This is a genomic window from Enterobacter cloacae complex sp. IR5402 (genome assembly GCF_049238125.1).
In the GTDB taxonomy this organism is placed as follows: Bacteria; Pseudomonadota; Gammaproteobacteria; order Enterobacterales; family Enterobacteriaceae; genus Enterobacter; species Enterobacter hormaechei_C.
Genome location: NZ_JBMKHO010000002.1, coordinates 165,467 through 191,692 on the forward strand (window position 1 = coordinate 165,467; position 26,226 = coordinate 191,692).

Sequence of the window (26,226 nt, forward strand, 5' to 3'; positions counted from 1 at the left end):
TTCTCATTGATGGTGCGATATGGACTCAATCGAACAACAACTTACTGAACTGCGAACCACGCTTCGCCATCATGAATATCTCTATCATGTTATGGACGCACCGGAAGTGCCGGATGCGGAGTATGACCGCCTGATGCGTGAACTGCGCGAGCTGGAAGCGCAGCACCCCGAACTGATTACGCCCGATTCTCCAACGCAGCGCGTCGGTGCGGAACCGCTGGGCGCTTTCAGCCAGGTGCGCCACGAAGTGCCGATGCTGTCGCTGGATAACGTGTTTGATGAAGAGAGTTTTCTGGCTTTCAACAAGCGCGTGCAGGATCGCCTGAAGAGCGTCGACAATCTGAGCTGGTGCTGCGAGCTAAAGCTGGATGGTCTGGCCGTCAGTATTCTTTATGAGAACGGCGTGATGGTGCGTGCCGCAACGCGCGGCGACGGCACTACCGGGGAAGACATCACCACCAATGTGCGCACTATTCGTGCGATCCCGCTGAAACTGCGTGGCGATAACATTCCCGCCCGGCTGGAAGTGCGCGGGGAAGTGTTCCTTCCGCAGGCGGGCTTCGAGAAGATCAACGAAGAAGCGCGTCGTACCGGCGGGAAAGTGTTTGCTAACCCGCGTAACGCGGCGGCGGGTTCGCTGCGTCAGCTCGATCCGCGTATCACCGCGAAGCGACCGCTTACTTTCTTCTGCTACGGCGTCGGGATCCTGGAAGGCGGTGACCTGCCAGATACCCACCTGGGTCGTTTAATGCAGTTCAAAGAGTGGGGATTACCGGTAAGCAACCGCGTGCAGCTCTGCGACTCTCCGGAGGCGGTGCTGGCGTTCTATCACAAGGTTGAAGAAGCTCGTCCCACGCTCGGGTTTGATATTGACGGCGTGGTGATCAAGGTTAATTCGCTGGCGTTGCAGGAACAGTTGGGATTTGTGGCCCGTGCGCCACGCTGGGCGGTGGCCTTTAAGTTTCCGGCGCAAGAGCAGATGACCTTCGTTCGCGACGTGGAGTTTCAGGTCGGACGTACGGGGGCCATTACGCCTGTGGCGCGTCTGGAGCCTGTGCAGGTGGCTGGCGTGCTGGTAAGTAACGCCACGCTGCATAACGCCGATGAAATTGCGCGTCTGGGGCTGCGAATTGGTGACAAAGTGGTGATTCGCCGCGCGGGTGATGTGATCCCACAGGTGGTTAACGTCGTGGAGTCTGAACGTCCTGCCGACACCCGTGCCATCGAGTTTCCAGCCCACTGTCCGGTATGTGGTTCTGACGTTGAGCGCGTGGAAGGTGAAGCGGTAACGCGCTGTACGGGCGGGTTAATCTGCGGCGCGCAGCGTAAAGAGTCCCTGAAGCACTTCGTCTCCCGCCGGGCGTTGGATGTGGACGGAATGGGTGACAAGATTATCGACCAGTTAGTTGAGAAAGAGTACGTCCATACGCCTGCGGACCTCTTTACCCTGACGGCAGGTAAGCTGACCGGTCTTGATCGTATGGGACCGAAATCTGCCCAGAACATCGTTAACGCGCTCGAGGCGGCCAAAAACACCACCTTTGCCCGTTTCCTTTACGCGCTCGGCATTCGTGAGGTCGGAGAGGCGACGGCGGCAGGGCTGGCGGCGTATTTCGGCACGCTGGACGCGCTGGAGAAAGCCACCATCGACGAGCTACAGAAAGTTCCTGATGTCGGCATTGTGGTCGCCACCCACGTCTTCAACTTCTTCGCCGAAGAGAGCAACCGTGAAGTGATCGGTAAATTACTGGAACAGGGCATTCACTGGCCTGCACCAGTAGTGGTTAATGCCGAAGAGATCGACAGCCCGTTTGCCGGTAAAACGGTGGTGCTGACCGGCAGCCTGAGCCAACTCTCGCGCGATGACGCGAAAGCGCGCCTGGTGGCGCTGGGGGCAAAAGTGGCGGGCAGCGTATCGAAGAAAACCGACCTGGTGATTGCCGGGGAAGCGGCCGGTTCGAAGCTGGCAAAAGCGCAGGAGCTTGGCATCGAGATAATCGACGAAGCGGAAATGATGCGCCTGTTAGGAGAGTGACGTGGAAAAAGAGCAGCTCGTTGAGATCGCCAATACGGAGATGCCGTTCGGTAAATATAAGGGTCGCAGGCTGATTGATTTACCGGAAGAGTATCTGCTGTGGTTTGCCCGTAAGGATGAGTTCCCCGCCGGGCGTCTGGGCGAGCTGATGGCTATCACGTTACTGATCAAAACAGAGGGGCTGACCAAGCTGGTTCAGCCCCTGAAACGTCCTTAAACTTTCGCGGCGTGGGTCTCTTCCTGCGCCAGCTTTTCCGTCTGCGCCTTGTAACGCCGCGCCAGTACCGCACACACCATCAGCTGGATCTGATGGAAAATCATCAGCGGCAACACCATCATCCCAATGACAGACGTCGGGAAAAGAATATTGGCCATTGGGATCCCGTTGGCCAGGCTCTTTTTCGATCCGCAAAATACAATGGTGATTTCATCGGCCTTGTTGAAGCCGCATTTGCGGGCCACAAAGACGTTAACCGCGATGACAATGGCCAGCAGAACGATGCTTACCACCACAATAAACAGCAGCGATCCAGCACCCACCCTGTGCCAGATGCCGTTCACCACGGCTTCGCTGAAGGCCGTGTAAACCACCAGCAGAATGGAGCTTTGGTCCGTTTTCCCGATCCATTTTTTATGTTTCGCCACAAACTCCCCAATCCAGGGACGGGATAAGTGTCCGAGCACAAACGGCAGCAGCAGTTGCAGACAAATTTTACCCACCTGCTCCAGATTGCCTTCCGCCCCGTGCATGTTCATCAGCAGACCGACCAGCAGCGGTGAAACAAAGATCCCGAGCAGGCTGGAAGCGGAAGCAGAACAAACCGCCGCCGCGACGTTACCGCCCGCCAGCGAGGTAAAGGCAATTGCAGACTGCACGGTGGCCGGCAAAATGCACAGATAAAGGAAACCGGTATACAGCGCCGGATCGACATTCACCGGCGCCCACCAGGCGAACAGCACGCCCAGAACCGGGAAGAGGATAAAAGTGCTGCACATTACCCACAGATGCAGTCGCCAGTGGCTACCGCCTGCAATAATGGCTTCCCGGGAGAGTTTGGCGCCATGCATAAAGAACAGCAGGGCAATAGCTGCCGTGGTCAGTCCTTCAATAACCGGAACGAAACTGCCCCGCGCCGGGAAGAACGAGGCCAGCAAGACGACACCAATCAGGGTCAGCGTAAACGGATCAAGGATACGAAAAAGTTTCATAATCACTCCTGAAAACAGATGCCGCTATTGTGCTTTCTTCCCTTTGAGAAATAAAATTGATTTATTGCATCCATTCATGAATTAAACAGATGAATTATTCGTTACGTCAGCTTCGCGTTTTCGTCACCGTCGCGCAGGCCCGCAGCTTTAGCCGGGCAGGGGAGATCATTGGCCTCAGCCAGTCGGCGGTGAGCCATAGCGTTAAGGAGCTTGAAACGCAAACGGGCGTGAAGCTGCTCGACCGCACGACGCGAGAAGTGGTGCTCACCGAAGCGGGACAGCAGCTGGCAATGCGTCTGGAGAGGCTGCTGGATGAACTGAACAGTACGCTCAGGGATGTCGGCCGGCTCGGACAACAGCTTTCCGGCACCGTGAGAGTGGCGGCGAGCCAGACGATTTCGGCGCATCTTATTCCCCAGTGCATCGCTGAAAGTAATCACCGCTATCCGGATATTGATTTTGTTTTGCATGACAGGCCGCAGCAGTGGGTACTGGAGAGTATCCGTCAGGGGGATGTGGATTTTGGCATCGTTATTGATCCCGGAGCGGTAAGCGACCTGGAATGTGAAGTGGTACTCTCGGAGCCCTTTTTATTGCTCTGCCGCGATGATGATCCTCTGGCATCGCTGCCGCAGGTGGCCTGGCAGGCCTTGCAGGGGGCAAACCTGGTGTTACAGGATTATGCATCAGGCAGCCGCCCGCTGATAGATGCCGCACTGACCGCGCAGGGTGTTAAGGCAACCATTGTGCAGGAGATCGGGCATCCTGCCACGCTGTTCCCCATGGTCGAAGCGGGGATTGGCATCAGCGTTCTGCCGGCGCTGGCGCTGCCACTGCCGCAGGGGAGTCGTTTAACGGTGAAGCGTTTCGTACCCTGTGTCGAACGCCAGCTGATGCTGGTACGCCGTAAAAACAGGTCTCTTTCCGGAGCGGCGCATGCCTGCTGGGATGTGGTGCGTATGCAGGCCGAACGTTTGATGGAGGCCCGCACACGCGATCCACTTTTTAACGAAACCAATAATCAGACGTAGATATTAATCTGATGTTCTGCGGAGGGCTTATTGATGCCTTCCGCGACTGCCTCACCTTTTTCCTGCTTTGGCATCGCCTCTTCGGCCTGCTGACGCTGCAATTGCGCCAGCTGTGCCTGCAACATAGCCAGCTGAGATTCGAGTAATTCTTGCTGCTTTTGCTTTTCTTCTGCTGTGGCATCACCCATGGCCACTTCTTTGAGCTGCTGAGTAACTTTCGTTATCTGTTTGGTCAGACGGGTGATTTGAGAAGCAATGTCGTTTCCGCCGGAGCTGTTATCTACGCTGCCGATTTCCATCGCCGACAGAGAAACGGGCTTAAGAGTTGTCATATTGAGATCCTTTTCGCCATAAAATAGAGGTATCGGCAAAGAAGGCGTGAGCTTGAGTAAAACAAGCGGTCTGGCTGCAATGGGGATGTGCTATATCGCAGATAGCAAAAAAGCGCCTTTAGGGCGCTTTTTTACATTGGTGGGTCGTGCAGGATTCGAACCTGCGACCAATTGATTAAAAGTCAACTGCTCTACCAACTGAGCTAACGACCCGAAATGGTGGGCGATGACGGGCTCGAACCGCCGACCCCCTCCGTGTAAAGGAGATGCTCTACCAACTGAGCTAATCGCCCATTTCGGAACTGCTGCGATAAGGTGAGAATGGTGGGCGATGACGGGCTCGAACCGCCGACCCCCTCCGTGTAAAGGAGATGCTCTACCAACTGAGCTAATCGCCCAATCTCAATTCTTATCTACACTGCGAGTCTACCGAAGTAGATGGTGGGTGATGACGGGCTCGAACCGCCGACCCCCTCCGTGTAAAGGAGATGCTCTACCAACTGAGCTAATCACCCCCGCTGTGTGGAGTCGCATTATAGGGAGAGTTGAAAATGAGTCAACGCATTTTCTAAAGTTTTTATTCGTTCGTCGTAAAATTAGTCAAAACGATCGCAAAACGGACTGTGGCGCATGATTTATAAACAAAAACAGCAATCTCGAACCGGATAAAGTGATCGACATTGAGGAATCGGCCCACAGTGATAGAATATTGCCCATTGTTTTCTTCCCGGAATTTGCCGATTACCGGCATCTTTATAACGTAAGGCCATTTCATGAAAATCAAAACTCGCTTCGCGCCGAGCCCGACAGGCTATCTGCATGTCGGTGGTGCACGTACCGCTCTCTACTCCTGGCTTTTCGCACGTCACAACAACGGTGAGTTTGTGCTGCGTATTGAAGACACCGATCTGGAGCGCTCAACGCCGGAAGCAATTGAAGCCATTATGGATGGGATGAACTGGCTGAATCTGGCGTGGGACGAAGGCCCATACTTCCAGACCAAACGTTTTGACCGCTATAACGCCGTAATTGACGAGATGCTGGTGGCAGGCACGGCCTATAAGTGTTACTGCTCCAGGGAGCGTCTGGATGCGCTGCGCGAAGAGCAAATGGCAAAAGGCGAAAAACCGCGTTATGACGGTCGCTGCCGCCATGACCACAGCGAGCATGCTGCTGATGAGCCTTGCGTAGTGCGTTTTGCTAACCCGCAGGATGGCTCTGTTATCTTTGATGACCAGATCCGTGGCCCGATCGAATTCAGCAACCAGGAGCTGGATGACCTCATCATTCGTCGTACTGACGGATCGCCAACCTATAACTTCTGCGTAGTTGTGGACGACTGGGATATGGAAATCACTCACGTGATCCGTGGTGAAGACCATATCAATAACACCCCGCGTCAGATCAACATTCTGAAAGCGTTGAACGCGCCTGTACCGGTATATGCGCACGTATCAATGATCAACGGTGACGACGGTAAAAAGCTGTCCAAACGTCATGGCGCGGTGAGTGTGATGCAGTACCGTGATGACGGCTATCTGCCGGAAGCGCTGCTGAACTACCTGGTGCGTCTGGGCTGGGCTCATGGTGACCAGGAGATCTTCAGCCGCGAAGAGATGATCGAGCTGTTCTCTCTGAACTCGGTGAGCAAATCAGCCAGCGCGTTCAACACTGACAAACTGCTGTGGCTGAACCATCACTACATCAATACCATGCAGCCAGAATATGTAGCGACTTATCTGCAATGGCACATTGAACAGGCAAACATCGATACCCGTACGGGCCCTGAACTGGCGGATCTGGTGAAGCTGCTTGGCGAGCGTTGCAAAACGCTGAAAGAAATTGCTGAAAGCTGCCGTTACTTCTATGAAGAGTTTGACGCGTTCGACGCCGACGCGGCCAAGAAACACCTGCGTCCGGTTGCGCGTCAGCCGCTGGAAGTGGTGCGTGATAAACTCGAAGCCATTACCGAATGGACTGCGGAAAATGTTCACCACGCGATTCAGGCTACCGCTGATGAGCTGGAAATTGGCATGGGTAAAGTCGGTATGCCGCTGCGCGTTGCGGTGACGGGGGCAGGCCAGTCTCCGGCGCTGGACGTGACCGTTCATGCCATCGGCAAATCACGTAGCGTTGCGCGTATCAACAAAGCGCTGGACTTTATTGCTGAGCGCGAAAGCCAGCAGTAATGCTCGTGTAATACAAAAAACGGCAGGGTAACCTGCCGTTTTTTTATGCCTGTTATTCAGCAATACCAAGACGCGTGAGAAAACCCTGCAACCCTTCACGAGCGAGCGACTTGTGCAAACGTTCCTGTTCGACAGTCGTCATGTTTTCCAGCGAGTCGATAATTTGTGGAAGCAGGCTGGATGAGGTTGCCACGCCGTAGTGGGAAGGGCTTTCCGCCACATGGTAAACAGCCCGACGGTTACGAATGGCAGGAAGGCTAATGATGTGCTCCTTAACGTGCGCATCAATACATATCACCCTCGCTCTTCCGCCTTTTACACCGTTGATACCCTCCGTTTTCCATCCCTTCTGTCGTATCCAGCGATTAACGGTTTGTCGGGCTACGCCCAGACTGTCCGCCAGCTCTTCCGTGGTCATTTTGCTGCGTAATCTTTTCATATCAGCGTTGGTCGCGAATCCCTAAACGTTGTAACAAGCCGGTAATCCCTTCCCGCAGTAACAGCGATGTCATCTGCTTTTGCTCTTCCGGCGTCATTTCATTCGCCAGCGTCAGGAGCAGGGCATGAAGCGAGCCCTCGTGGTACGTATCTGGCAGTTCCGGCGTCTCTGTTGCCCTGCGCGCGCTGCGAATAAAGTCGCGCACTTTTTCATTGACGTGTACCAGACGCGCCTTGCCACCCTGAACGCCTGGCTTTGGCGATGTAATCCAACCCTCTTTGCGTACCCATTTATTGATGGTCTGTCGGCTATAGCCAGTCAGCAGGGCTAACTCTTCTGGCGTCATTCGTTCCTTGATCATACAATTTCCTGAATATCTGTGGGGTTAATTAGTGGTTCATTTTATAGCACCGTTTTACGTGAAAACGTGACAAGCTTAACTCCTGGCTGCGAGCAGGCTCGCAAAGTGATTCATTTGCATGATTTTTCGGCGGTTGAAAGGCGGAGGTTGAATTTGCCGTTGACACTCTGCGGCGGAATTCATATTATGCCGCCCGTCAACATGACAGCTTTACGACGGGGCTATAGCTCAGCTGGGAGAGCGCCTGCATGGCATGCAGGAGGTCAGCGGTTCGATCCCGCTTAGCTCCACCAAACTCTGAACCCAACAGAGTGCGGTAGGTAAAGTAACATGTGGGGCTATAGCTCAGCTGGGAGAGCGCTTGCATGGCATGCAAGAGGTCAGCGGTTCGATCCCGCTTAGCTCCACCAAAATTTAAACCCTCGTCGCAAGACGGGGGTTTTTTTATATCTTGTAAAATGTTTAGACTCTTTTTGTTGCCAGCAATGTCGTTTTCTATACATCACCTCAATCCAAATCAATAAACAAGTCTATAAATAGACCTGAACTTGATTCGTGCAATTAATAAACCTATTATCCATCCGGTCAATAAGACGATGGTTAAATAGATCACACGGATTAATGAATAGAAAAATTTACAATAATGTAAAAATATTTATGATTGTCCTGGCGTTAAGCCTGATTACGATCCCCTTTTCCCGTTATATCTCCCCGCGCGCTATCGTCAACGAAAATGATGTTTATTTAGCGTGGTTGCCCTTAAGCGCCATGCTCGCCATCGTATTGTTATTTGGACGTCGGGCAATCATTCCTTTACTGATTGGATTTAGTGTTACTAACATTTATTACTTTGATTTAGCATTACTACAATCTTCCGTGTTATTAATTTGTCAGACGTTTGCCGTCTTCGCTGCCTGTGGCGTCATCCGTCTGATGCTGGGCAAACGCTGGCGACACAGCATCCCGAATAAGTACATCGGGATACGTATTTTCTGGCTCGGATTTGTGGTTCCTGTAGGCATCAAATTATCGATGTATCTGGCGGGATATTTATTTGATTTTCCGGTGACAATCTCCTCCTATTTCGGCGAAGGCTCTGCAATTTATAACGTTATCGATATTCAAAGCCTGATTTGTGCCGCCCTGATTTTCACCATGATGTTCTACTACCCGTTAAGAATGATAATTAATCCCCGGTATGCCCGAACATTCTGGCGGCGAAGCGTGAAGCCCCTCTTTTGTCACAAAAAAGTGTTATTTATCGTTGTGTGGCTGATGCTGTTGGTCTCGATGATCGCTATTTTGTGCGCGCCTTTCGAGTCACAGTTTATTGCTGGTTATTTGATGCCAATCGTTTTTATTCTTTTTACCCTGGGGATTGGTCGTCTGAGCTATGCGCTCATCTCTTTACTCTGGGCGGCCTCGGCGCTCATGTTGTTGACCTACAATTATAATTTTCTTAATGGCGTTGAATCGGGCCACTCGCTCTCCTTTATCTTGTCGGTACTGATCTCTTTCGCCATCTGCCTGCTTTACATGTCGCGGATCTATCAGAAAAGTGAATGGCTGAAACAGGGGTGGCAGGAGAGGGCGCTTACCGATCCGCTCACCGGTCTGCCTAACATTCGTGCGCTGGAAGTGTTTTTACAGCACCATCCCGAAGCCAAAATCTGCTGCCTGCGCCTGGATAATCTGGAATTTCTGAGCCGTCATTACGGCATCCTCATGCGTGTACACTGTAAAAAGATGATCACCGCGTCGCTGCAACCGTTATTGCAAAAAGACGAGAAGCTCTTTCAGTTGCCAGGCAGTGAGCTGGTGGTGGTCTTGTTGGGGCCGGGCACGGCTGAACGTCTGCAATATATGGTTGATCATCTGAACAGCCGTAAGATTGTCTGGAACAAGACTGAGCTCGACATTGAGTTTGGCGCCTCCTGGGGCGAAGTACCGGATGGGGAAAGCCTGCACCACACGCTGGGTCAGCTGAGCTGGCTGTCCGAGCAATCCTGTGGCGGGCATAACGTTCTGGCGTTAACCAACAGTCTGGATGATGTCTCTGGTCAGACGACGGACAGGGTGCTAATGCTGGCCCGCATAAAACGCGCCCTTGATATCGGCGGTCTTCACCTTTACGCCCAGCCAATTCACAACGCGCGCGGGGAAGGGTACTTTGAAATCCTCTCCAGGCTGGAAAGCGATGGCGAGATCATCACCCCTGACCGCTTTATTCCGCTGATTGCTCAGTTCAACCTGAGCCACCGGTTTGACCTGAACGTGTTGGAAAAATTGTTGATGTGGATGCGCAGCCATCCGTCCGGACGTGCAGGAACGCGCTTCTCCGTTAATCTGATGCCGCTGACGCTGATGCAAAATGAGATTGCGGCTGAGATCATCGCGCTTTTTGAACGCTACGCCATTGCGCCGCAAAATATCATCATTGAGATCACCGAGGAACAGGCTTTCTCAGACTCGGGAAGCAGCATCAAAAATATCCAGCAGCTGCGTGATTACGGCTTCCGCATTGCCATAGACGACTTTGGTACCGGCTATGCCAACTTTGAGCGCCTGAAGCGGCTGGAGGCCGATATCATTAAGATCGATGGTTGCTTCGTGAAAGATATCTGCACCGACAGCATGGATGCGATGATCGTGCAGTCCATTTGCAACATGGCAAAAACGAAATCGCTGTGTGTGGTGGCTGAATATGTGGAAACGGCTGAACAACGCGAGATGTTGTTGCGATTTGGCGTAGATTATTTGCAGGGCTATTTGATTGGTAAACCCCAGCCTCTGACGGCGCTGGAAGCATAAAAAAACCGGGAGCGAGGACTCCCGGTTTTTATTACGCGGTATGAATTACAGAACCAGTGCTGCAATAGAGGCAGACAGGACGCTCACCAGCGTTGAACCGTAAACCAGCTTCAGGCCAAAGCGAGAAACCACGTTACCCTGCTCTTCGTTCAGGCCTTTAATCGCGCCAGCGATGATACCGATGGAAGAGAAGTTCGCGAAGGAGACCAGGAAGACGGACAGGATCCCTTCCGCACGTGGGGAGAGTGTGCTGGCAATCTTCTGGAGATCCATCATCGCCACGAATTCGTTGGATACCAGTTTCGTTGCCATGATGCTGCCCACCTGCAACGCTTCGTGAGCCGGTACACCCATCACCCAGGCAACCGGGTAGAAGATATAGCCCAGAATGCCCTGGAAGGAGATACCGAGTACGGCCGCAAACAGGGCGTTCAGCGCAGCGATCAGCGCGATAAAGCCAATCAGCATCGCGGCAACGATAATTGCAACCTTGAAACCCGCCAGAATGTATTCACCCAGCATTTCGAAGAAGCTCTGTCCCTCGTGCAGGTTAGACATCTGAATGTTCTCTTCGCTGGCATCCACGCGGTACGGGTTAATCAGCGAAAGAACGATAAAGGTGCTGAACATATTCAGAACCAGGGCCGCAACCACGTATTTAGGTTCCAGCATAGTCATATACGCGCCCACGATAGACATGGAAACGGTAGACATTGCTGTCGCCGCCATGGTGTACATGCGGTTACGGGACATCTTGCCGAGGATATCTTTATACGCAATGAAGTTCTCAGACTGACCGAGGATCAGTGAGCTGACTGCGTTAAAGGATTCCAGTTTACCCATGCCGTTAACTTTCGATAACAGGAAGCCGATCGCACGGATAACCACCGGCAGAACGCGGATGTGCTGAAGGATACCGATCAGGGCAGAGATGAAGACGATAGGGCAGAGTACCTTCAGGAAGAAGAAGGCCAGACCCTGATCGTTCATGCTGCCAAAGACGAAGTTTGTCCCTTCGTTGGCAAATCCGAGCAGTTTTTCGAACATTTCGGAGAAGCCTTTCACGAAGCCGAGGCCTACGTTGGAGTTCAGGAAGAACCACGCAAGTAAAACTTCAATGACCAGCAGCTGGACAACATAGCGAATACGAATTTTTTTGCGGTCTGTGCTGACCAGCAATGCAAGTGCAGTAACGACAACAAGTGCCAGGACAAAATGAAGGACGCGGTCCATATTTGCTCCAAATATGAGGCAGGTTTAATTTCCGTGCACATTCTATGTAACAAGCACAAAGAAAACGAGATCAAGCCCACACTATAGTTACATCCTGTGACGAGTCTCAAAAATAGTGATCAACAATACATTTTTGTTATGTTAGGTAAATGAGTGAAAAGTTAAGTTTGTGTGCTACGCTTCACAAATGTCTGCGCATTTTCACATTCTGTGACCTTGCTCCACCTGCCTGTCTATCGTTCCTGGCTATCAGAGAAATCATGTTAACCATTTCAAATGAACTTGATAATCATTCTCATTTTGATAGCATAAAACATAGCAAAGGCTATATTTCCAGAGGCAGAAATGACGAATAGTCGCGTAGAGAGTAGCAGCGGCAGAGCGGCACGCAAGCTGCGGCTCGCATTAATGGGACCGGCATTCATTGCCGCGATTGGCTACATCGATCCGGGTAATTTTGCGACCAACATTCAGGCCGGGGCCAGCTTCGGCTATAAACTGCTGTGGGTTGTGGTCTGGGCCAATCTGATGGCGATGCTGATTCAGATGCTCTCCGCGAAGCTGGGTATTGCTACCGGAAAAAACCTGGCGGAGCAAATCCGCGATCATTATCCACGTCCGGCAGTTTGGTTTTACTGGGTTCAGGCGGAAATTATCGCCATGGCCACCGATCTCGCCGAGTTTATCGGGGCGGCGATCGGCTTTAAGCTTATTCTGGGCGTCTCTCTGCTTCAGGGGGCCGTGCTGACCGGGATCGCCACTTTCCTGATTCTGATGCTCCAGCGGCGGGGGCAAAAACCGCTGGAGAAAGTCATCGGCGGCCTGCTGCTGTTCGTCGCTGCCGCCTATATTGTTGAGCTGATTTTCTCCCAGCCGAATCTGGCGCAGCTGACGAAAGGGATGGTGATCCCGTCGTTACCTACTTCTGAAGCCGTTTTTCTGGCTGCCGGGGTGCTGGGGGCGACAATTATGCCGCACGTCATTTATCTACACTCTTCATTAACCCAGAATCTGCATGGCGGGACGAGTAAAGAGCGCTACTCCGCCTCGAAATGGGATGTGGCTATCGCGATGACCATTGCCGGATTTGTGAATCTGGCGATGATGGCCACCGCCGCCGCCGCGTTCCACTTTAACGGGCATACCGGGGTTGCCGATCTTGACCAGGCTTACCTGACGCTGGAGCCGTTGCTGAGTCATGCCGCTGCCACTATTTTTGGTTTAAGCCTGGTTGCTGCGGGCCTTTCATCTACGGTTGTGGGGACACTGGCCGGGCAGGTGGTGATGCAGGGGTTCGTACGTTTCCATATTCCGCTGTGGGTTCGCCGCTCGGTCACGATGCTGCCTTCCTTTGTTGTGATCCTGATGGGACTGGATCCGACCCGCATTCTGGTGATGAGTCAGGTGCTGCTGAGTTTCGGGATTGCGCTGGCGCTGGTGCCGCTGCTGATCTTCACCAGCAACAAATCACTGATGGGCGATCTGGTGAATTCGACGTGGGTGAAACGCGCCGGGTGGGCCATTGTGGTCGTGGTGGTGGCGTTAAACTTGTGGTTGCTGATAGGCACAGCCGCAGGCCTGTAAAAGAAAAAGGAGCCGGAAGGCTCCTTTTTGTTGTTAATGGTGATGGTCGTGACCGTGGCCTCTGCCTTTTCCGTGACCCCAGCCGCCACGGCGGTCGTCACGATCTTTCCAGCCTTCGCGGTAGCCGCGTTCGTAAGCCTTACGCTTATCCCAGCCACGGTGATAGCCGTTATCGTGTTTCCACCAGCGGTTTTGACGCCATTCATAATGGCGATGCCAGTAGTCACGGTCGCGCCAGTAGCCACCGTCCCAGTATCTGCCGTAGTCATCACGATCGCCAATTTGTAATTTAATCGATGGCAACAGGGTGATTTCGCCCGCATTGGCGACCAGCGGGGCCGAAGCCAGTAATACCGCTGCAAGAATCAGTGACCTGAACATACTCTTCTCCTTCACGATCGGGGCCGCTGTGCGACCTGTTAACGCAATTTTACGAGTTGGTAAACATTCGTTTCATCGCCTCAACTCCTAAATCATGAACGAGAGCACTTTTTGCTAAAAGTGTTTTTAATCTGAACTGGACAGGATCGTATCTATCGTCTTGAGCTCTTCTGCCGTGAACCGACAATTTTCAAGCACGCCTGCTGCATCATCAATTTGTCCGGTCTTGCTTGCGCCGATGAGCACGGATGTCACCGCATCGTGGCGCAGGATCCAGGCCAGTGCCATTTGCGACAGCTTTTGCCCCCGTTTTTCCGCCAGCGCATTCAGCTTACGTACCTTTTCCAGCTTTTTGTCGGTGATCTGTTCCGGATTAAGGAACTTACTGCCGCTTGCTGCGCGAGAATCCGCTGGGATGCCGTTCAGATAGCGATCGGTCAACTGTCCGCCCGCCAGGGGAGAGAAGGGGATACATCCCACCCCTTTTTGCTGCAACACGTCCAGCAACCCCTCTTCAGGCGCACGTTCAAACATGGAGTACTTCGGCTGGTGGATCAAACATGGCGTGCCCAGATCCTCCATTATTTCAATCGCCTGCCGTGCCATTTCTGCCGGGTAGTTGGACAGACCGATGTACAGCGCTTTGCCCTGACGCACCACATGGTCAAGCGCTTTCATGGTTTCACGTAGCGGCGTGTGTGGATCCGGGCGGTGGTGATAGAAGATATCGACATACTCCAGCCCCATACGCTTGAGGCTCTGGTCCAGGCTTGCGATCAGATATTTACGCGAGCCCCAGTCACCGTAAGGCCCGTCCCACATGGTGTAGCCCGCTTTAGTGGAGATGATCAGCTCATCGCGCCAGGGCAGGAAATCCTCCTGCAAAATGCGCCCAAAATTACGTTCGGCCGAACCAGGAGGCGGGCCGTAATTATTGGCAAGGTCAAAATGCGTAATACCCAAATTGAAAGCACGCTGTAAAAGTTGACGGCTGTTTTCGAGCAACGTCGCGTCGCCAAAATTATGCCACAGCCCCAACGAGATGGCGGGAAGCTTAAGACCGCTTTGCCCACAGCGGCGATATTGCATTGTCTGATAACGATTTTTGTCAGGCTGATAACCCATTTGTGAGACCTCTGGCGCTGGAAAGAAACATCCGTGTATACGTTTACACTAATCTGAAGAAAATGAGCATATCGCAGCTTTTTTCGTAAAGCATTCTTTCCAGCCCCTGATTGTCGTCAATTCTGGACACGCTTCACGCTTATTTAATACTCAGAGTGAGGTCAACGTCAGAAGGACACTTATAATATGCGTACCCCCTATTGCGTCGCCGATTACCTGCTGGACCGACTAACAGATTGTGGTGCCGATCATCTGTTTGGCGTGCCGGGCGACTATAACCTGCAATTTCTCGATCACGTGATAGACAGCCCGGACATCTGCTGGGTGGGCTGTGCCAACGAACTGAACGCGTCTTACGCCGCAGACGGCTATGCCCGCTGTAAGGGCTTTGCCGCACTCCTGACGACATTCGGCGTTGGGGAGTTAAGCGCCATGAACGGTGTGGCGGGCAGCTTTGCCGAACATGTTCCCGTCCTCCATATTGTAGGGGCCCCGGGTATGGCGGCGCAGCAGCGAGGAGAGTTACTGCACCATACGTTGGGCGACGGCGAGTTCCGCCACTTCTATCATATGAGCGAACCCATCACCGTTGCGCAGGCGGTGCTTACGGAACAAAACGCCTGCTATGAAATTGACAGAGTCCTGACCACCATGCTGCGGGAGCGCCGTCCGGGCTATCTGATGCTGCCCGCCGATGTGGCGAAAAAAGCCGCTACACCTCCTGTAAGCGCTCTCACTGTTAACCCCGCACCGGCCGATTCAGCCTGCTTGCAGGCGTTCCGTGAGGCTGCCGAAAAGCGCTTGTCTACGAGCAAACGCACCGCGCTGTTAGCGGACTTCCTGGTACTCCGCCACGGTCTGCGCGCGGCCCTTCAGACGTGGGTGAAAGAGGTGCCGATGGCACACGCCACCATGCTGATGGGCAAGGGAATTTTTGACGAACGACAGAGCGGTTTTTACGGCACCTACAGCGGATCGGCGAGCGCCGCGCCGGTCAAAGAGGCCATCGAGGGTGCTGATACGGTGCTGTGCATTGGCACGCGCTTTACCGATACGCTCACTGCCGGATTTACCCACCAGCTTACGCCAGACCAGACGATAGAGGTTCAGCCTCACGCGTCCCGCGTCGGCGACGTCTGGTTTACGGGTATCCCGATGAGGGAGGCCATTGAAACGCTGACAGCGCTGTGTAAAACCTATGTTCGTGATACGCGAGCGCCATCGGATCACAGCGGCTTTTCGTTCCCGACTATTGAAGGGGCGCTGACTCAGGAGAGCTTCTGGCGTACCCTGCAAACGTTTATTCGCCCCGGAGACATTATTCTGGCTGACCAGGGGACGTCTGCTTTCGGCGCTATCGATCTGCGTTTACCGGCGGACGTGAACTTTATCGTCCAGCCGCTGTGGGGATCGATTGGCTACACGCTGGCGGCGGCGTTTGGCGCGCAAACGGCGTGTCCGAATCGACGCGTGATTGTCCTGACGGGCGACGGCGCCGCGCAGTTGACCATTCAGGAGCTGGGATCCATGCTGCGCGACAAGCAGCGCCCGATTATTCTGGTGCTTAACAACGAAGGATACACGGTGGAAAGGGCCATCCACGGGCCGGAGCAGCGCTATAACGATATTGCCCTCTGGAACTGGACGCAGATACCGCAGGCGCTGAGCCTGGCGCCTCAGGCAGAGTGCTGGCGCGTCAGCGAAGCGGAAGCGCTGGCGGAGGTGCTGGATAAAGTGGCACACCATGAGCGGCTTTCGCTGATCGAGGTCATGCTGCCGAAAGCCGATATTCCGCCGCTGCTGAGCGCGCTGACCAAAGCGCTGGAGGCGCGCAATAACGCCTGATTACCTGTCGTTTCGCCATGCCATCAGCATCGGTTTGCCCGCCAGCAGGAGCCAGGCGGGCAACATCACGATACAGAGCAGCGGCAGAAGCGTGGTATCCGGCACGACAACGGCCGCCATAAACAGGCTCAGCCACGCATCGCGCGTGACCACCAGTACCAGCCCCAGAATGGAGCAGGAGACGGTAATCGCCGCAGGGACAGCGTCAACGTGCTCATGCAGCATCAGCCCCAGCGCGACGCCAACAAATACCGCCGGGAAGATACGACCTCCCCGGAAACCACAGGCCGCCGCGACCACCAGCGCCGCCAGTTTCACCAGCGCGAACAGCAGATAATCTGAGACGCTGAAGACCTGGCTGAAGGCCAGCTGCTGCATCTCGTCCAGACCCTTAAACAGCGTAACCGTCCCGCCGATAGCGCCTAAAACGCCCAGAATAAAACCCCCCATGCCCAGAATCAGCACCGGATGCTTCAGCCTGTGCATCAGGCGATGCAGGCGAGGAAGACACCACACCGCGACCATCCCCAACGCAATGGCGATCGCGACGACGACGGCGCCGCTGAAAATATCGGTGAGTTGCATCTGGCCGTAGTGGGGAATGGAGAGTGAAAAATGGGGATGGAAAAACAGGCTGGTGGTGAGGGCTCCCGCAGCGGCGGCCATTAGCGGCGCGAAGAGTTTATCCCAAAGCGGCACCTCATGATCACTGCTGAGCGTTTGCGAAAAAATGAGCGCAGCCGCGACCGGAGTGCCAAACAGCGCCCCGATGGTGCCAGCGGAGGCCAGGATCGTCCAGTCCAGCGCGCCAACGCGCGGGAAAAGACGCGCCCCCAGAAAGACCGCCAGCGCGATATTCACCGCCATAATGGGATGTTCAGGCCCGAGGCTTACGCCGCCCGCAAGACCGATTATCAGCGCGATGATAAGCCCCGGCAGAGCCGAGGGGGAGACAGGCGCGCCAATCAAGGGTTCCAGTGCCGGGTCCGGCCCGGCATGGCCCGGGCTATAGCGGATCACCAGCCCTACGGCAATCCCGGTCAGGGTCAGCATCACCATGATCCAGCCCGGCGAGTCAATGCTGATGCCGAGTTTTACCGGAAGCGCGGTCCATAAAATCGTTTGCAGCACCGCCGCCACTTTCATGACGACGATGAGCACCAGGCTCGACGCCACGCCAATAATCAGCGCCGGGACAGCCAATAACAGCATGGTTCTGGCTCGCGGATGGAGCATGATGATTTCCTTGTACAAAACGGCTTAACGTTACTTTGCACAATCAGCATTGTGGCAATAGTGCAAAAGGTGCTGAAACGGTAAAGTTATTATGTGACGAAGATCGATAATCCATGGGCAGTCACCTTCTGGTCGTTGTTGTTATCACGCCTTGAATTTACAGTGTCCCAAAGATTTATTCTGACTTTAGCGGAGCAGTAGAAGAATGACAAAGTATGCTTTGGTAGGTGATGTAGGCGGCACCAACGCGCGCCTTGCCCTGTGCGATGTGAACAGCGGTGAAATTTCTCAGGCGAAAACCTATTCAGGGCTGGATTACCCAAGCCTGGAAGCGGTGGTTCGCGTCTATCTGGAAGAGCATAAAGTGAGCGTTGAAGACGGTTGTATCGCCATCGCCTGTCCGATTACCGGCGACTGGGTGGCGATGACCAACCACACGTGGGCCTTCTCAATTGCCGAAATGCGGAAAAACCTCGGCTTCTCGCACCTTGAAATTATCAACGACTTCACTGCGGTTTCCATGGCTATCCCAATGCTTAAACCAGAGCATCTGATTCAGTTCGGCGGTACGGCCCCGGTTGAAGGCAAACCGATTGCCGTTTACGGCGCGGGAACCGGTCTGGGGGTGGCGCACCTGGTCCACGTCGACAAACGCTGGGTCAGCCTGCCGGGCGAGGGCGGTCACGTGGATTTTGCGCCGAACAGCGAAGAAGAGGGCATTATTCTTGAGGAGCTACGCGCCGAGATTGGTCACGTGTCGGCCGAGCGGGTGCTTTCTGGTCCGGGTCTGGTGAACCTGTATCGGGCGATTGTCAAATCAGACGGTCGTCTGCCGGAAAATCTGCAACCGAAAGATGTGACCGAACGCGCGCTGGCCGACAGCTGTATTGACTGCCGCCGTGCTTTGTCGCTGTTCTGCGTCATCATGGGGCGTTTTGGCGGCAACCTGGCGCTGAACCTTGGCACCTTTGGCGGGGTCTATATTGCGGGCGGGATCGTGCCGCGCTTCCTCGATTTCTTTACCGCCTCCGGCTTCCGTGGCGGCTTCGAAGACAAAGGCCGCTTCAGGAGCTATGTCCAGGACATTCCTGTTTACCTGATTGTCCACGACAACCCAGGCTTACTGGGATCCGGCGCGCATCTGCGTCAGGTTCTTGGTCAGATCCTCTGACGCTCATTTCCCTCTCCTGCGGGAGAGGGAACGTGCTACAGGTGCATGAGCTGGCGGAACTCTTTCACTCTGCTGCGGCTTACCGGCACCTGAAAATCCAGATCCTTCAGCCGCAATATATAGGTGTTGTTAAACCAGGGTTCGATTTCGCGGATCTTGTTCAGGTTGACGCAGAACGAGCGGTGGCAGCGGAAGAAGTGGGCGGCCGGGAGTTTATTGCAGAATTCGGTGATGTTCATCGCCATGACGTAGGATTCACGCCGCGTATAGACAAATGTCATTTTTTCATGCGCTTCGGCATAGTAAATATCGTCGACAGGCGTGACGATGATCCGTTCGTCCTTCACCAGATTAATTGTGTCGTTTTCCCGCGCTACCGGGCTGGCACTGGCGGGTAAGGACTGCTGCTGCCACGCGGCTTCCAGCTTATGCAGCATGCTGATAATACGCGACTCCTGGTACGGCTTTAGAATATAGTCAAACGCCTCAAGCTCGAAGGCCTCCACGGCATGCTCTTTCCACGCGGTGACAAACACAATAAACGGCTTGTGGGCGAACTGATTGATATTTTGCGCCAGCAGGACGCCGTCCAGCGACGGAATATTAATATCGAGGAATATCGCGTCGACCCGGTTATGCTGTAAAAATTTCAGCACGTCCAGACCATCCTCAAAACAGCCAACAATCTCCATCTGGCTGTGGGTTTTGATAAGCCAGCTCAACTCCTGTTGAGCCAGAAATTCATCTTCTACGATGATGACTTTCATCTGTTACTCCGGCCTACGGCAACAAGGATATGGGGGCATTCACGGGCGTTCGCTCATTCGGAACATAAAAGGCAATTTCGGTGCCCGGCTCAAGGCGGTGAATATGCAGCCCGTCACCGTACAGCAGTTTGACCCGGTGATGCACATTCAGCAGTCCGATCTTGTTGCCCGGCATTTCGTTTGATTTGACGCGTTCGATAACTTTCGGATCGATGCCGTGCCCGGTATCGCGCACGGCGATACGCACGCGGTTACCGCTTTCCGTTACGCTAATTGTTACCACGCCTTTGCCTTTACACGGCTGAATACCGTGAACAATGGCGTTTTCCACCAGAGGCTGGATCAGCAGGCTTGGGATCACGCAGTTGACCTCTTCATCAATATCGTAAATGACCGTCAGCTTATCGCCAAAGCGAGCCTGCTCGATCGCGATGTAATCCTTGATTTGATACAGCTCTTTTTTGATGTCGATCTGCTCGTCGTCTTTTAGCTCAATGTTGTAGCGAAGATAGCGCGACAGATTAAATATCAGCTGCCGCGCGGTATCCGGATTCAGACGGATGGAAGAGGAGATAGCGTTCAGCGCGTTAAACAGGAAATGGGGATTGATCTTGCTTTGCAGGGCGCGCAGCTCTGCCTTATTTGCCATCTCGCGCAGCTGCTCTGCACGCGAAACCTCAAGTTGAGTGGAGATGATCTGCGACAGGCCAATCGCCATCTCCTGGAGCGAGGAGGTGATTTGGTGCGCATGACAGTAGTAAATTTTCAGCGTCCCCGTGACCACGCCTTTTTCCCACAGCGGGATCACCAGCATTGAGTGGATCTCTGGCGTCCGGTGGGCTTCGTCATTGTTTTTAATGATGATTTTTCCGTAGTTAATCGCCTGTCTGGTGGTCGGGCTGATGGTGTCGTCGCTGTCGCGATAATTGTGCTCACCAACGCCAACGTAAGCCAGCACGTGATCAATATTGGTGATAGCGACCGCATCGGCGTGAATATCACGGCGGATGATATCGCAAACCTGACGTAAAGATTCGGCGTTAACGTGCCGGAAAAGCGGCAGCGTCTTGTTGGCGATATCCAGCGCCAGCTTGGCCTGACGCGCGGCGCTGGCCTCTTTTTCACCTTCCACGCTTTGCACCAGCAGCACGATAAAACCGATACAGACGCTCCCGAGGATCATCGGAATACCGATCTTCGAGACGATATCCAGCCCCAGCGCAACGGTTGGCGCCCAGACGATGACCAGGATCATGGTCAGCGTTTCGCAGACCATCCCCGCGATAATCCCTGCACGCCAGTGCTGCTTTTTCGGGATTTTGCGGTTAATCCAGCCCGAGAGCAGCCCGGCAATAATGCTGGTGATAAAGCAGGGGACTGCCGTCACGCCGCCAATATCAATCAGGTATCGATGGGTGCCAGCGATAATGCCTGTGATAATCCCGACCCAGGGACCAAAGAGGATCCCGCCCGACATGACGGCGATGATGCGCACGTTCACCAGCGAGCCTTCTACCGGCACCCCGGACCAGGTGCTGAACAGGGCAAACATCGAAAAGATAAACGTGACGGCCAGCAGCTCTTTTGGCGAATGGGCAGATTTATGCAACAGTTCGCGGAACAAGCGGATGCGGATAAGGAAAAAGAGACAGATCAGCATTAATGCCGCGCGGTCGAACACCGCGAGGAGCATATTGAAGATTTCGTGCACGGTCAGGCCTGGGAAAACGGGAAAAATCTATGATAGAAAACATAGGGCCTGATGACCAGCTATCCATCAGATTTATCAAATGGGGAAAAACCATAATTCTCAAAGGGGATTGATGGCTTTTGACTGAAAGCCGGCGCTTTTCCGTTTGGGGAGAAACGTCAGGTAACGATACTGAAAATATTGTGTTAAATTGTAGAGCTTAAAACTGCCTGTTCGCGATAGGAGTTCCGCTTTTCACTGCAATCGCATTCCCGTTTTAGCGCAAAATATTGTTTTGCCGTTATCCTCTCGACAGCCTCTTTTTCTTCAGGTTATTTTCTAAGCATGCCACACGGGTGGCAGCGTCGCTCGGACGGTCCGGGCGCTAACGTGACTCTGAGGAATCTATGGCTGAATTCAGTCCTGAACGCCGTTTTACGCGTATCGATCGTCTCCCCCCTTATGTTTTCAATATCACTGCTGAACTGAAAATGGCTGCGCGTCGGCGCGGCGAAGACATTATCGATTTCAGTATGGGTAACCCTGACGGCCCAACGCCGCCGCATATCGTTGAGAAACTCTGCACGGTTGCCCAGCGTCCCGATACCCATGGGTATTCCACCTCGCGCGGCATTCCACGCTTACGTCGGGCGATCTCCCGCTGGTATCAGGATCGTTATCAGGTCGATATCGATCCTGAAAGTGAAGCGATTGTGACCATTGGCTCCAAAGAGGGGCTGGCCCACCTGATGCTGGCGACGCTGGATCACGGCGATACCGTACTGGTGCCGAATCCGAGCTACCCGATTCACATCTATGGGGCGGTGATTGCCGGGGCGCAGGTGCGTTCTGTCCCGCTGGTGGAAGGCGTCGACTTCTTTAACGAGCTGGAACGGGCGATTCGTGAAAGCTATCCGAAGCCGAAAATGATGATCCTCGGTTTCCCGTCAAACCCAACGGCACAATGCGTTGAACTCGAATTCTTCGAGAAAGTGGTCGCGCTGGCTAAGCGTTACGACGTGCTGGTGGTACACGATCTCGCCTACGCCGATATCGTTTATGATGGCTGGAAAGCGCCGTCAATTATGCAGGTACCGGGTGCCCGTGATGTGGCGGTTGAGTTTTTCACCCTGTCGAAAAGCTACAACATGGCGGGCTGGCGAATTGGTTTTATGGTGGGAAACAAAACGCTGGTGAGTGCCCTGGCGCGTATTAAAAGCTACCATGACTATGGCACCTTTACGCCGTTACAGGTCGCGGCCATCGCGGCGCTGGAAGGGGATCAGCAGTGCGTACTCGATATTGCCGCTCAGTACAAACGCCGTCGTGATGTGCTGGTAAAAGGGCTTCATGAAGCAGGCTGGATGGTGGAAATGCCTAAAGCCTCCATGTACGTCTGGGCGAAAATCCCCGAGCCGTATGCGGCGATGGGTTCTCTGGAATTTGCCAAAAAACTGCTTCAGGATGCGAAGGTTTGCGTCTCTCCAGGCATTGGCTTTGGTGACTACGGTGACACGCATGTGCGTTTCGCGCTGATTGAAAACAGCGACCGTATCCGTCAGGCAGTGCGGGGCATTAAAAGCATGTTCCGTGCGGATGGCCTGCTTGCAGCGAAGAGCGTTGCGGAACAACCCGAGTCGTAACAGACCCCAAAAAAAACAGGCGCCAACGGCGCCTGTTTTTTTGACTGCATTTTCTTAACTAGATCATCAGAGCAAACGTTCCGGCCCAAACTAAAACAATAACCGAAATGCCCATAAAGAAATATTTCACGTTTCATCGCTCCGCGTATCTTCCGGTACGCATTAAAAAAACAGAGTCCAACTGAGTATAGAGAGTTGAAATCATGCGAAAGGGGAAATCGGAATTATCCCGTTACGTCGCTAACTTCAGCTCTGAATTCTGTGCTTTCCTGTCGCCAGACGGCGCTAATGTACGCCTAAATTTCAGGAGTGACAAGAGGCATTTTTTTAAATAATTTCCGACACTTACGAGTGTCGTGGAACGGCGACAGTTTGATTTCGGTACGCAATAAATGCCTGTTGAGCGACGGTCGATAAAAGCCGTTACGCACTGTGATTACAGGTGTTTGAAAAGGTTAGTTTCTTAGCGAAACTAACCTCCGAAAGGGGTCAGATATAGAGTGAGGCTTCGCCCAGGGGACGGGTTTTAAAGCGGCGGTGCATCCACAGATACTGCTCAGGCGCACGCATAATCTCAAACTCAATCACCTTATTGATAAAGGTCGCGGCTTCACTCTCATCTTCAGGATAGTTCGCCATCTCTGGGGAGATATGCAGACGATAGCCTGACTTATCCGCTTTTCTGACCATGGTCACCGTCAACATCGCGGCGCCTGAGAGACGTGAAATCACAAAGGTACCGTTCGTCGTAGCGACATCTTTAACCGCAAAGAAAGGGGCAAAGCTGCTGCCTTTAGGACCGTAGTCCTGATCCGGGGCAAACCAGACTGCTTCACCTTTTTTCAGGGCGCCAACCATACCGCGCAAATTGTTACGGCTGATCATCGCCTTATTTGAACGCATGCGGCCCCGCGTTTGTACCCATTCCATCAGCGCGCTGTTATGCGGGCGATAGGTTGCCATCATCGGCTGACAAAGGCCCATAACGCGGCCACCCAGCTCAAGCGACATAAAATGCACACCCACAACCATCACGCCGCGGTTTTGCATCTGGGCACGTTTCAGGTTATCCAGACCTTCCACGTCAAACCATTTACGGACACGCTCGTCTGGCCAGAACCAGGCCATACCGGTTTCAAGCAGCGCCATACCGATAGATTTAAAGTTTTCCGCAATCAGCGTTTCGCGCTGCTGCGCATTGTAATGTGGAAAGCAAAGTTCGAGATTTTTTCGGGCAATGGACTCACGACGCTTAAGGAAGTGACGCGATGCGCTGCCGAGCTTCGAACCCAGGAAACGGATCACGGGATAAGGAAGTTGAACCAGCAGCCAAAGTACGCCAAGGCCAAACCACGTAAACCAGTAGCGCGGGTGCAGAAACGCCCGCTGAAATTTGGATTGAGACAAAATAGTGGAACCTATGTAAAGCCTGTGAAGGTAGCGCAGACTTCGCGATACCACGTGCCATTAAGACCGTAGGACGAGGTCATGGTTGCAGGCTTTACCGTTCTTTACGACGTTGCCTGGCCATTGCTGACTTGGGTGGGCGGCATAATGTAGCACCGTTATACATTATGAGCTATCACTCGTTTTTGTTTAAAAAAGCGGCAATTGCGGAGTGGTTTGATTTTGCTATTGTTAAATCTGCGTTCCCGCATGCCTCCTGAAGGTGCAGACCATGGAAACCTACCTGCAAACGGTGAAAGAAGAGTGGGTGAAGCTAATTAATGAAACCGATCCCGATGTGCATCGGCTTGCGACTGAGCTTGCCAGGGACAACGCAACGCCCCTGGTCGCTGAATTCTATCGTGTTGTGCTGGCAGATCCGTCGGCAGCTGAATTCCTGACCACCGAACAGGTGGAGAGGCAGCTTCAGGAGGCGCTTCGTCGCTGGCTTATTGATGTGCTCTCATGCCGTGTGGAGCAGGTTGAAGAGCAGATGCGGGCGCAGCAGCGCGCTGCGGATGTTCATGCCCGTATTGGTATTTCGGTTGATTTAGTTGAAATGGGCTTCCGTGTTCTGAAAAAGCTGCTGTTACCTGTCATTACTACCAGCGCCCATTCGCCTGAGGTGAAGCTGCATATTTATCACTACGCGATTAACAGTATCGATCTGGCCATGGAAGTGATGTCGCGGGCCTATGTATTTAGCGAGAACAATGCGGCGAAAGAGGACGAAAATTACCGCATCTTTTCCTTAATGGAGAACGCAGAAGAGGAGAAGGAGAGACAGACCGCGGCGCTGCTGTCATGGGAAATGGTGCTTCTGTATAAGATCACGCTTAATTCCAGTATCGGCAACAGTCTGCCGCTGGGGCAGTCTGAATTTGGACTGTGGTTTAGCCATAAAGGTCGGCACTATTTCAGCGGGATCGCTGAGGCTGGTCATATCTCTCGTCTGATTCAGGAATTCGATGACCTTTTTAACGAGGTCCGTCTTTCAGGGCAGGGTCTGAGTGATAAAGCGCAGCGGGATAAATTCTTGCAGCGAATGCGTAATACGCTCTCGCAAATCATCACGCTTTTGCGCGAACTGTTTGACGAAGTGTCGCGACACGAGGTGGGGGTTGATGTCCTGACCCGCCTGTTGAATCGCCGTTTCCTGCCAACCATCTTCAAACGCGAAATCCTGCACGCCACCCGGGCGGGAACAAAGCTCTCGACGCTGCTGATTGACGTCGACAAATTTAAACAAATCAACGATACCTGGGGGCACAATACCGGGGACGAGATCCTGCGAAAAGTCTCCGGCGCGTTCTACGACAACGTGCGAACCTGTGATTACGTTTTTCGCTACGGCGGCGATGAATTTCTGATTGTGCTAACGGAAATCTCAGAGGTGGACGCGCTGCGAATCGCCGAGCGTATCCGCAGGCGGGTGGAAAAAATCAAGGTTAACTCCCCAACCGGCGATATTATCCCGCTCTCCCTCTCGATAGGGGTGGCGATGTTCAACGGGCATCCCGATTACGAGCGATTGATTCAGGCGGCGGATGAAGCCTTATACGGCGCGAAACGGCGTGGCCGAAACTGCGTGGAGCTTTGGAAGGGGGCGTAAGGAAAGACAGAAGTGTCCCCTGCAGGAATCGAACCTGCAACTAGCCCTTAGGAGGGGCTCGTTATATCCATTTAACTAAGGGGACG

The 26,226-nt window shown here is 53.5% G+C and carries 22 protein-coding genes and 7 tRNA genes; 12 read left to right on the plus strand and 17 right to left on the minus strand.

Features of this window, described 5'->3' with window-relative positions:
• Positions 1–19 precede the first annotated feature (19 nt).
• Together ligA and ACOTXL_RS04060 are read left to right on the plus strand one after the other, a co-directional pair.
• Positions 20–2,035, plus strand: a complete 2,016-nt coding sequence (gene ligA, locus ACOTXL_RS04055) for an NAD-dependent DNA ligase LigA (RefSeq protein ID WP_045337258.1) — start codon at positions 20–22, stop codon at positions 2,033–2,035.
• A 1-nt stretch (position 2,036) separates the two neighbouring features.
• Positions 2,037–2,252, plus strand: coding sequence for a DUF3820 family protein (locus ACOTXL_RS04060; protein ID WP_045337259.1), 216 nt, complete (start codon positions 2,037–2,039; stop codon positions 2,250–2,252).
• Here the strand turns inward: ACOTXL_RS04060 and ACOTXL_RS04065 are convergent.
• The gene (locus tag ACOTXL_RS04065) at positions 2,249–3,244 is read right to left on the minus strand and encodes a bile acid:sodium symporter family protein (RefSeq protein WP_003861330.1); all 996 of its coding nucleotides are present in this window, start codon (positions 3,242–3,244) and stop codon (positions 2,249–2,251) included. The genes ACOTXL_RS04060 and ACOTXL_RS04065 overlap by 4 nt on opposite strands.
• An 89-nt stretch (positions 3,245–3,333) precedes the next feature.
• Between ACOTXL_RS04065 and ACOTXL_RS04070 the strand changes: the two genes are divergently transcribed.
• Positions 3,334–4,275: a LysR family transcriptional regulator gene (locus tag ACOTXL_RS04070; RefSeq protein ID WP_003861331.1), complete on the plus strand. Its 942-nt coding sequence runs from the start codon at positions 3,334–3,336 to the stop codon at positions 4,273–4,275.
• Here the strand turns inward: ACOTXL_RS04070 and ACOTXL_RS04075 are convergent.
• The 5 genes from ACOTXL_RS04075 to ACOTXL_RS04095 all read right to left on the minus strand — a co-directional run bounded on the left by ACOTXL_RS04075 (position 4,266) and on the right by ACOTXL_RS04095 (position 5,122).
• Positions 4,266–4,607 carry a FlxA-like family protein gene (locus ACOTXL_RS04075; protein ID WP_003861333.1) on the minus strand — a complete coding sequence of 114 codons (342 nt, stop codon included), beginning with the start codon at positions 4,605–4,607 and terminating at the stop codon, positions 4,266–4,268. The two genes, ACOTXL_RS04070 and ACOTXL_RS04075, sit on opposite strands and share 10 nt — an antisense overlap.
• A gap of 137 nt (positions 4,608–4,744) precedes the next feature.
• Positions 4,745–4,820, minus strand: a tRNA-Lys gene (locus ACOTXL_RS04080).
• 4 nt (positions 4,821–4,824) lie between these two features.
• Positions 4,825–4,900, minus strand: a tRNA-Val gene (locus ACOTXL_RS04085).
• 29 nt (positions 4,901–4,929) lie between these two features.
• A tRNA-Val gene (locus tag ACOTXL_RS04090) sits at positions 4,930–5,005 on the minus strand.
• A 41-nt stretch (positions 5,006–5,046) separates the two neighbouring features.
• Positions 5,047–5,122 (minus strand) — tRNA-Val (locus tag ACOTXL_RS04095).
• A gap of 258 nt (positions 5,123–5,380) precedes the next feature.
• Here ACOTXL_RS04095 and gltX point away from each other — a divergent pair.
• Entirely contained in the window at positions 5,381–6,796 is a 1,416-nt protein-coding gene (gene gltX / locus ACOTXL_RS04100) for a glutamate--tRNA ligase (RefSeq protein WP_003861336.1), read from the plus strand.
• A gap of 52 nt (positions 6,797–6,848) precedes the next feature.
• Here gltX and ACOTXL_RS04105 read toward each other — a convergent pair whose 3' ends face one another.
• Together ACOTXL_RS04105 and ACOTXL_RS04110 are read right to left on the minus strand one after the other, a co-directional pair.
• Positions 6,849–7,235, minus strand: a complete 387-nt coding sequence (locus ACOTXL_RS04105) for a YfeC-like transcriptional regulator (protein WP_045350207.1) — start codon at positions 7,233–7,235, stop codon at positions 6,849–6,851.
• A gap of 1 nt (position 7,236) precedes the next feature.
• On the minus strand, positions 7,237–7,596 hold the full coding sequence (locus ACOTXL_RS04110) for a YfeC-like transcriptional regulator (protein ID WP_003861339.1): 360 nt from the start codon (positions 7,594–7,596) through the stop codon (positions 7,237–7,239).
• A gap of 217 nt (positions 7,597–7,813) precedes the next feature.
• Here ACOTXL_RS04110 and ACOTXL_RS04115 point away from each other — a divergent pair.
• The 3 genes from ACOTXL_RS04115 (at position 7,814) to ACOTXL_RS04125 (ending at position 10,407) form a co-directional block, all read left to right on the plus strand.
• Positions 7,814–7,889: transfer RNA gene (locus tag ACOTXL_RS04115), tRNA-Ala, on the plus strand.
• A gap of 41 nt (positions 7,890–7,930) precedes the next feature.
• Positions 7,931–8,006: transfer RNA gene (locus ACOTXL_RS04120), tRNA-Ala, on the plus strand.
• A 211-nt stretch (positions 8,007–8,217) separates the two neighbouring features.
• Positions 8,218–10,407, plus strand: coding sequence for an EAL domain-containing protein (locus ACOTXL_RS04125; RefSeq protein WP_045343764.1), 2,190 nt, complete (start codon positions 8,218–8,220; stop codon positions 10,405–10,407).
• A gap of 45 nt (positions 10,408–10,452) precedes the next feature.
• On the opposite strand, the gene nupC is transcribed toward ACOTXL_RS04125, so the two are convergent.
• Positions 10,453–11,640, minus strand: coding sequence for a nucleoside permease NupC (nupC, locus tag ACOTXL_RS04130; RefSeq protein WP_003861341.1), 1,188 nt, complete (start codon positions 11,638–11,640; stop codon positions 10,453–10,455).
• Between the two features lie 345 nt (positions 11,641–11,985).
• Between nupC and ACOTXL_RS04135 the strand changes: the two genes are divergently transcribed.
• Positions 11,986–13,224, plus strand: a complete 1,239-nt coding sequence (locus tag ACOTXL_RS04135; protein WP_003861343.1) for an Nramp family divalent metal transporter — start codon at positions 11,986–11,988, stop codon at positions 13,222–13,224.
• Positions 13,225–13,257: 33 nt separating this feature from the next.
• Here ACOTXL_RS04135 and ypeC read toward each other — a convergent pair whose 3' ends face one another.
• On the minus strand, positions 13,258–13,605 hold the full coding sequence (ypeC, locus tag ACOTXL_RS04140; RefSeq protein WP_045345823.1) for a DUF2502 domain-containing protein YpeC: 348 nt from the start codon (positions 13,603–13,605) through the stop codon (positions 13,258–13,260).
• A gap of 126 nt (positions 13,606–13,731) precedes the next feature.
• Entirely contained in the window at positions 13,732–14,730 is a 999-nt protein-coding gene (gene mgrA / locus ACOTXL_RS04145; protein ID WP_022651552.1) for an L-glyceraldehyde 3-phosphate reductase, read from the minus strand.
• Positions 14,731–14,916: 186 nt separating this feature from the next.
• Here mgrA and ipdC point away from each other — a divergent pair, with 186 nt between their 5' ends.
• The gene (gene ipdC / locus ACOTXL_RS04150) at positions 14,917–16,575 is read left to right on the plus strand and encodes an indolepyruvate decarboxylase (protein ID WP_022651551.1); all 1,659 of its coding nucleotides are present in this window, start codon (positions 14,917–14,919) and stop codon (positions 16,573–16,575) included.
• Here ipdC and ACOTXL_RS04155 read toward each other — a convergent pair whose 3' ends face one another.
• Positions 16,576–17,811, minus strand: coding sequence for an ion channel protein (locus ACOTXL_RS04155; RefSeq protein WP_003861350.1), 1,236 nt, complete (start codon positions 17,809–17,811; stop codon positions 16,576–16,578).
• A gap of 205 nt (positions 17,812–18,016) precedes the next feature.
• Between ACOTXL_RS04155 and glk the strand changes: the two genes are divergently transcribed.
• On the plus strand, positions 18,017–18,982 hold the full coding sequence (gene glk, locus ACOTXL_RS04160; RefSeq protein ID WP_003861352.1) for a glucokinase: 966 nt from the start codon (positions 18,017–18,019) through the stop codon (positions 18,980–18,982).
• Between the two features lie 35 nt (positions 18,983–19,017).
• Here the strand turns inward: glk and ACOTXL_RS04165 are convergent, their stop codons facing one another.
• Together ACOTXL_RS04165 and ACOTXL_RS04170 are read right to left on the minus strand one after the other, a co-directional pair.
• Entirely contained in the window at positions 19,018–19,749 is a 732-nt protein-coding gene (locus ACOTXL_RS04165) for a LytR/AlgR family response regulator transcription factor (RefSeq protein ID WP_023325009.1), read from the minus strand.
• 13 nt (positions 19,750–19,762) lie between these two features.
• Positions 19,763–21,460, minus strand: a complete 1,698-nt coding sequence (locus tag ACOTXL_RS04170) for a sensor histidine kinase (RefSeq protein ID WP_003861356.1) — start codon at positions 21,458–21,460, stop codon at positions 19,763–19,765.
• Between the two features lie 386 nt (positions 21,461–21,846).
• Between ACOTXL_RS04170 and alaC the strand changes: the two genes are divergently transcribed.
• Positions 21,847–23,082 (plus strand): alanine transaminase, encoded by a 1,236-nt coding sequence (gene alaC / locus ACOTXL_RS04175; protein WP_017383460.1) that lies wholly within the window; start codon positions 21,847–21,849, stop codon positions 23,080–23,082.
• Between the two features lie 58 nt (positions 23,083–23,140).
• Here alaC and ypdK read toward each other — a convergent pair whose 3' ends face one another.
• Positions 23,141–23,212 (minus strand): membrane protein YpdK, encoded by a 72-nt coding sequence (ypdK, locus tag ACOTXL_RS04180; protein ID WP_099458937.1) that lies wholly within the window; start codon positions 23,210–23,212, stop codon positions 23,141–23,143.
• A 359-nt stretch (positions 23,213–23,571) separates the two neighbouring features.
• Positions 23,572–24,492, minus strand: a complete 921-nt coding sequence (gene lpxP / locus ACOTXL_RS04185) for a kdo(2)-lipid IV(A) palmitoleoyltransferase (RefSeq protein WP_086527955.1) — start codon at positions 24,490–24,492, stop codon at positions 23,572–23,574.
• A 268-nt stretch (positions 24,493–24,760) separates the two neighbouring features.
• On the opposite strand from lpxP, the gene ACOTXL_RS04190 reads away from it, so the two are divergent.
• On the plus strand, positions 24,761–26,140 hold the full coding sequence (locus ACOTXL_RS04190) for a diguanylate cyclase (protein ID WP_003861362.1): 1,380 nt from the start codon (positions 24,761–24,763) through the stop codon (positions 26,138–26,140).
• A gap of 13 nt (positions 26,141–26,153) precedes the next feature.
• Here ACOTXL_RS04190 and ACOTXL_RS04195 read toward each other — a convergent pair.
• A tRNA-Arg gene (locus ACOTXL_RS04195) sits at positions 26,154–26,225 on the minus strand.
• Position 26,226 lies beyond the last annotated feature (1 nt).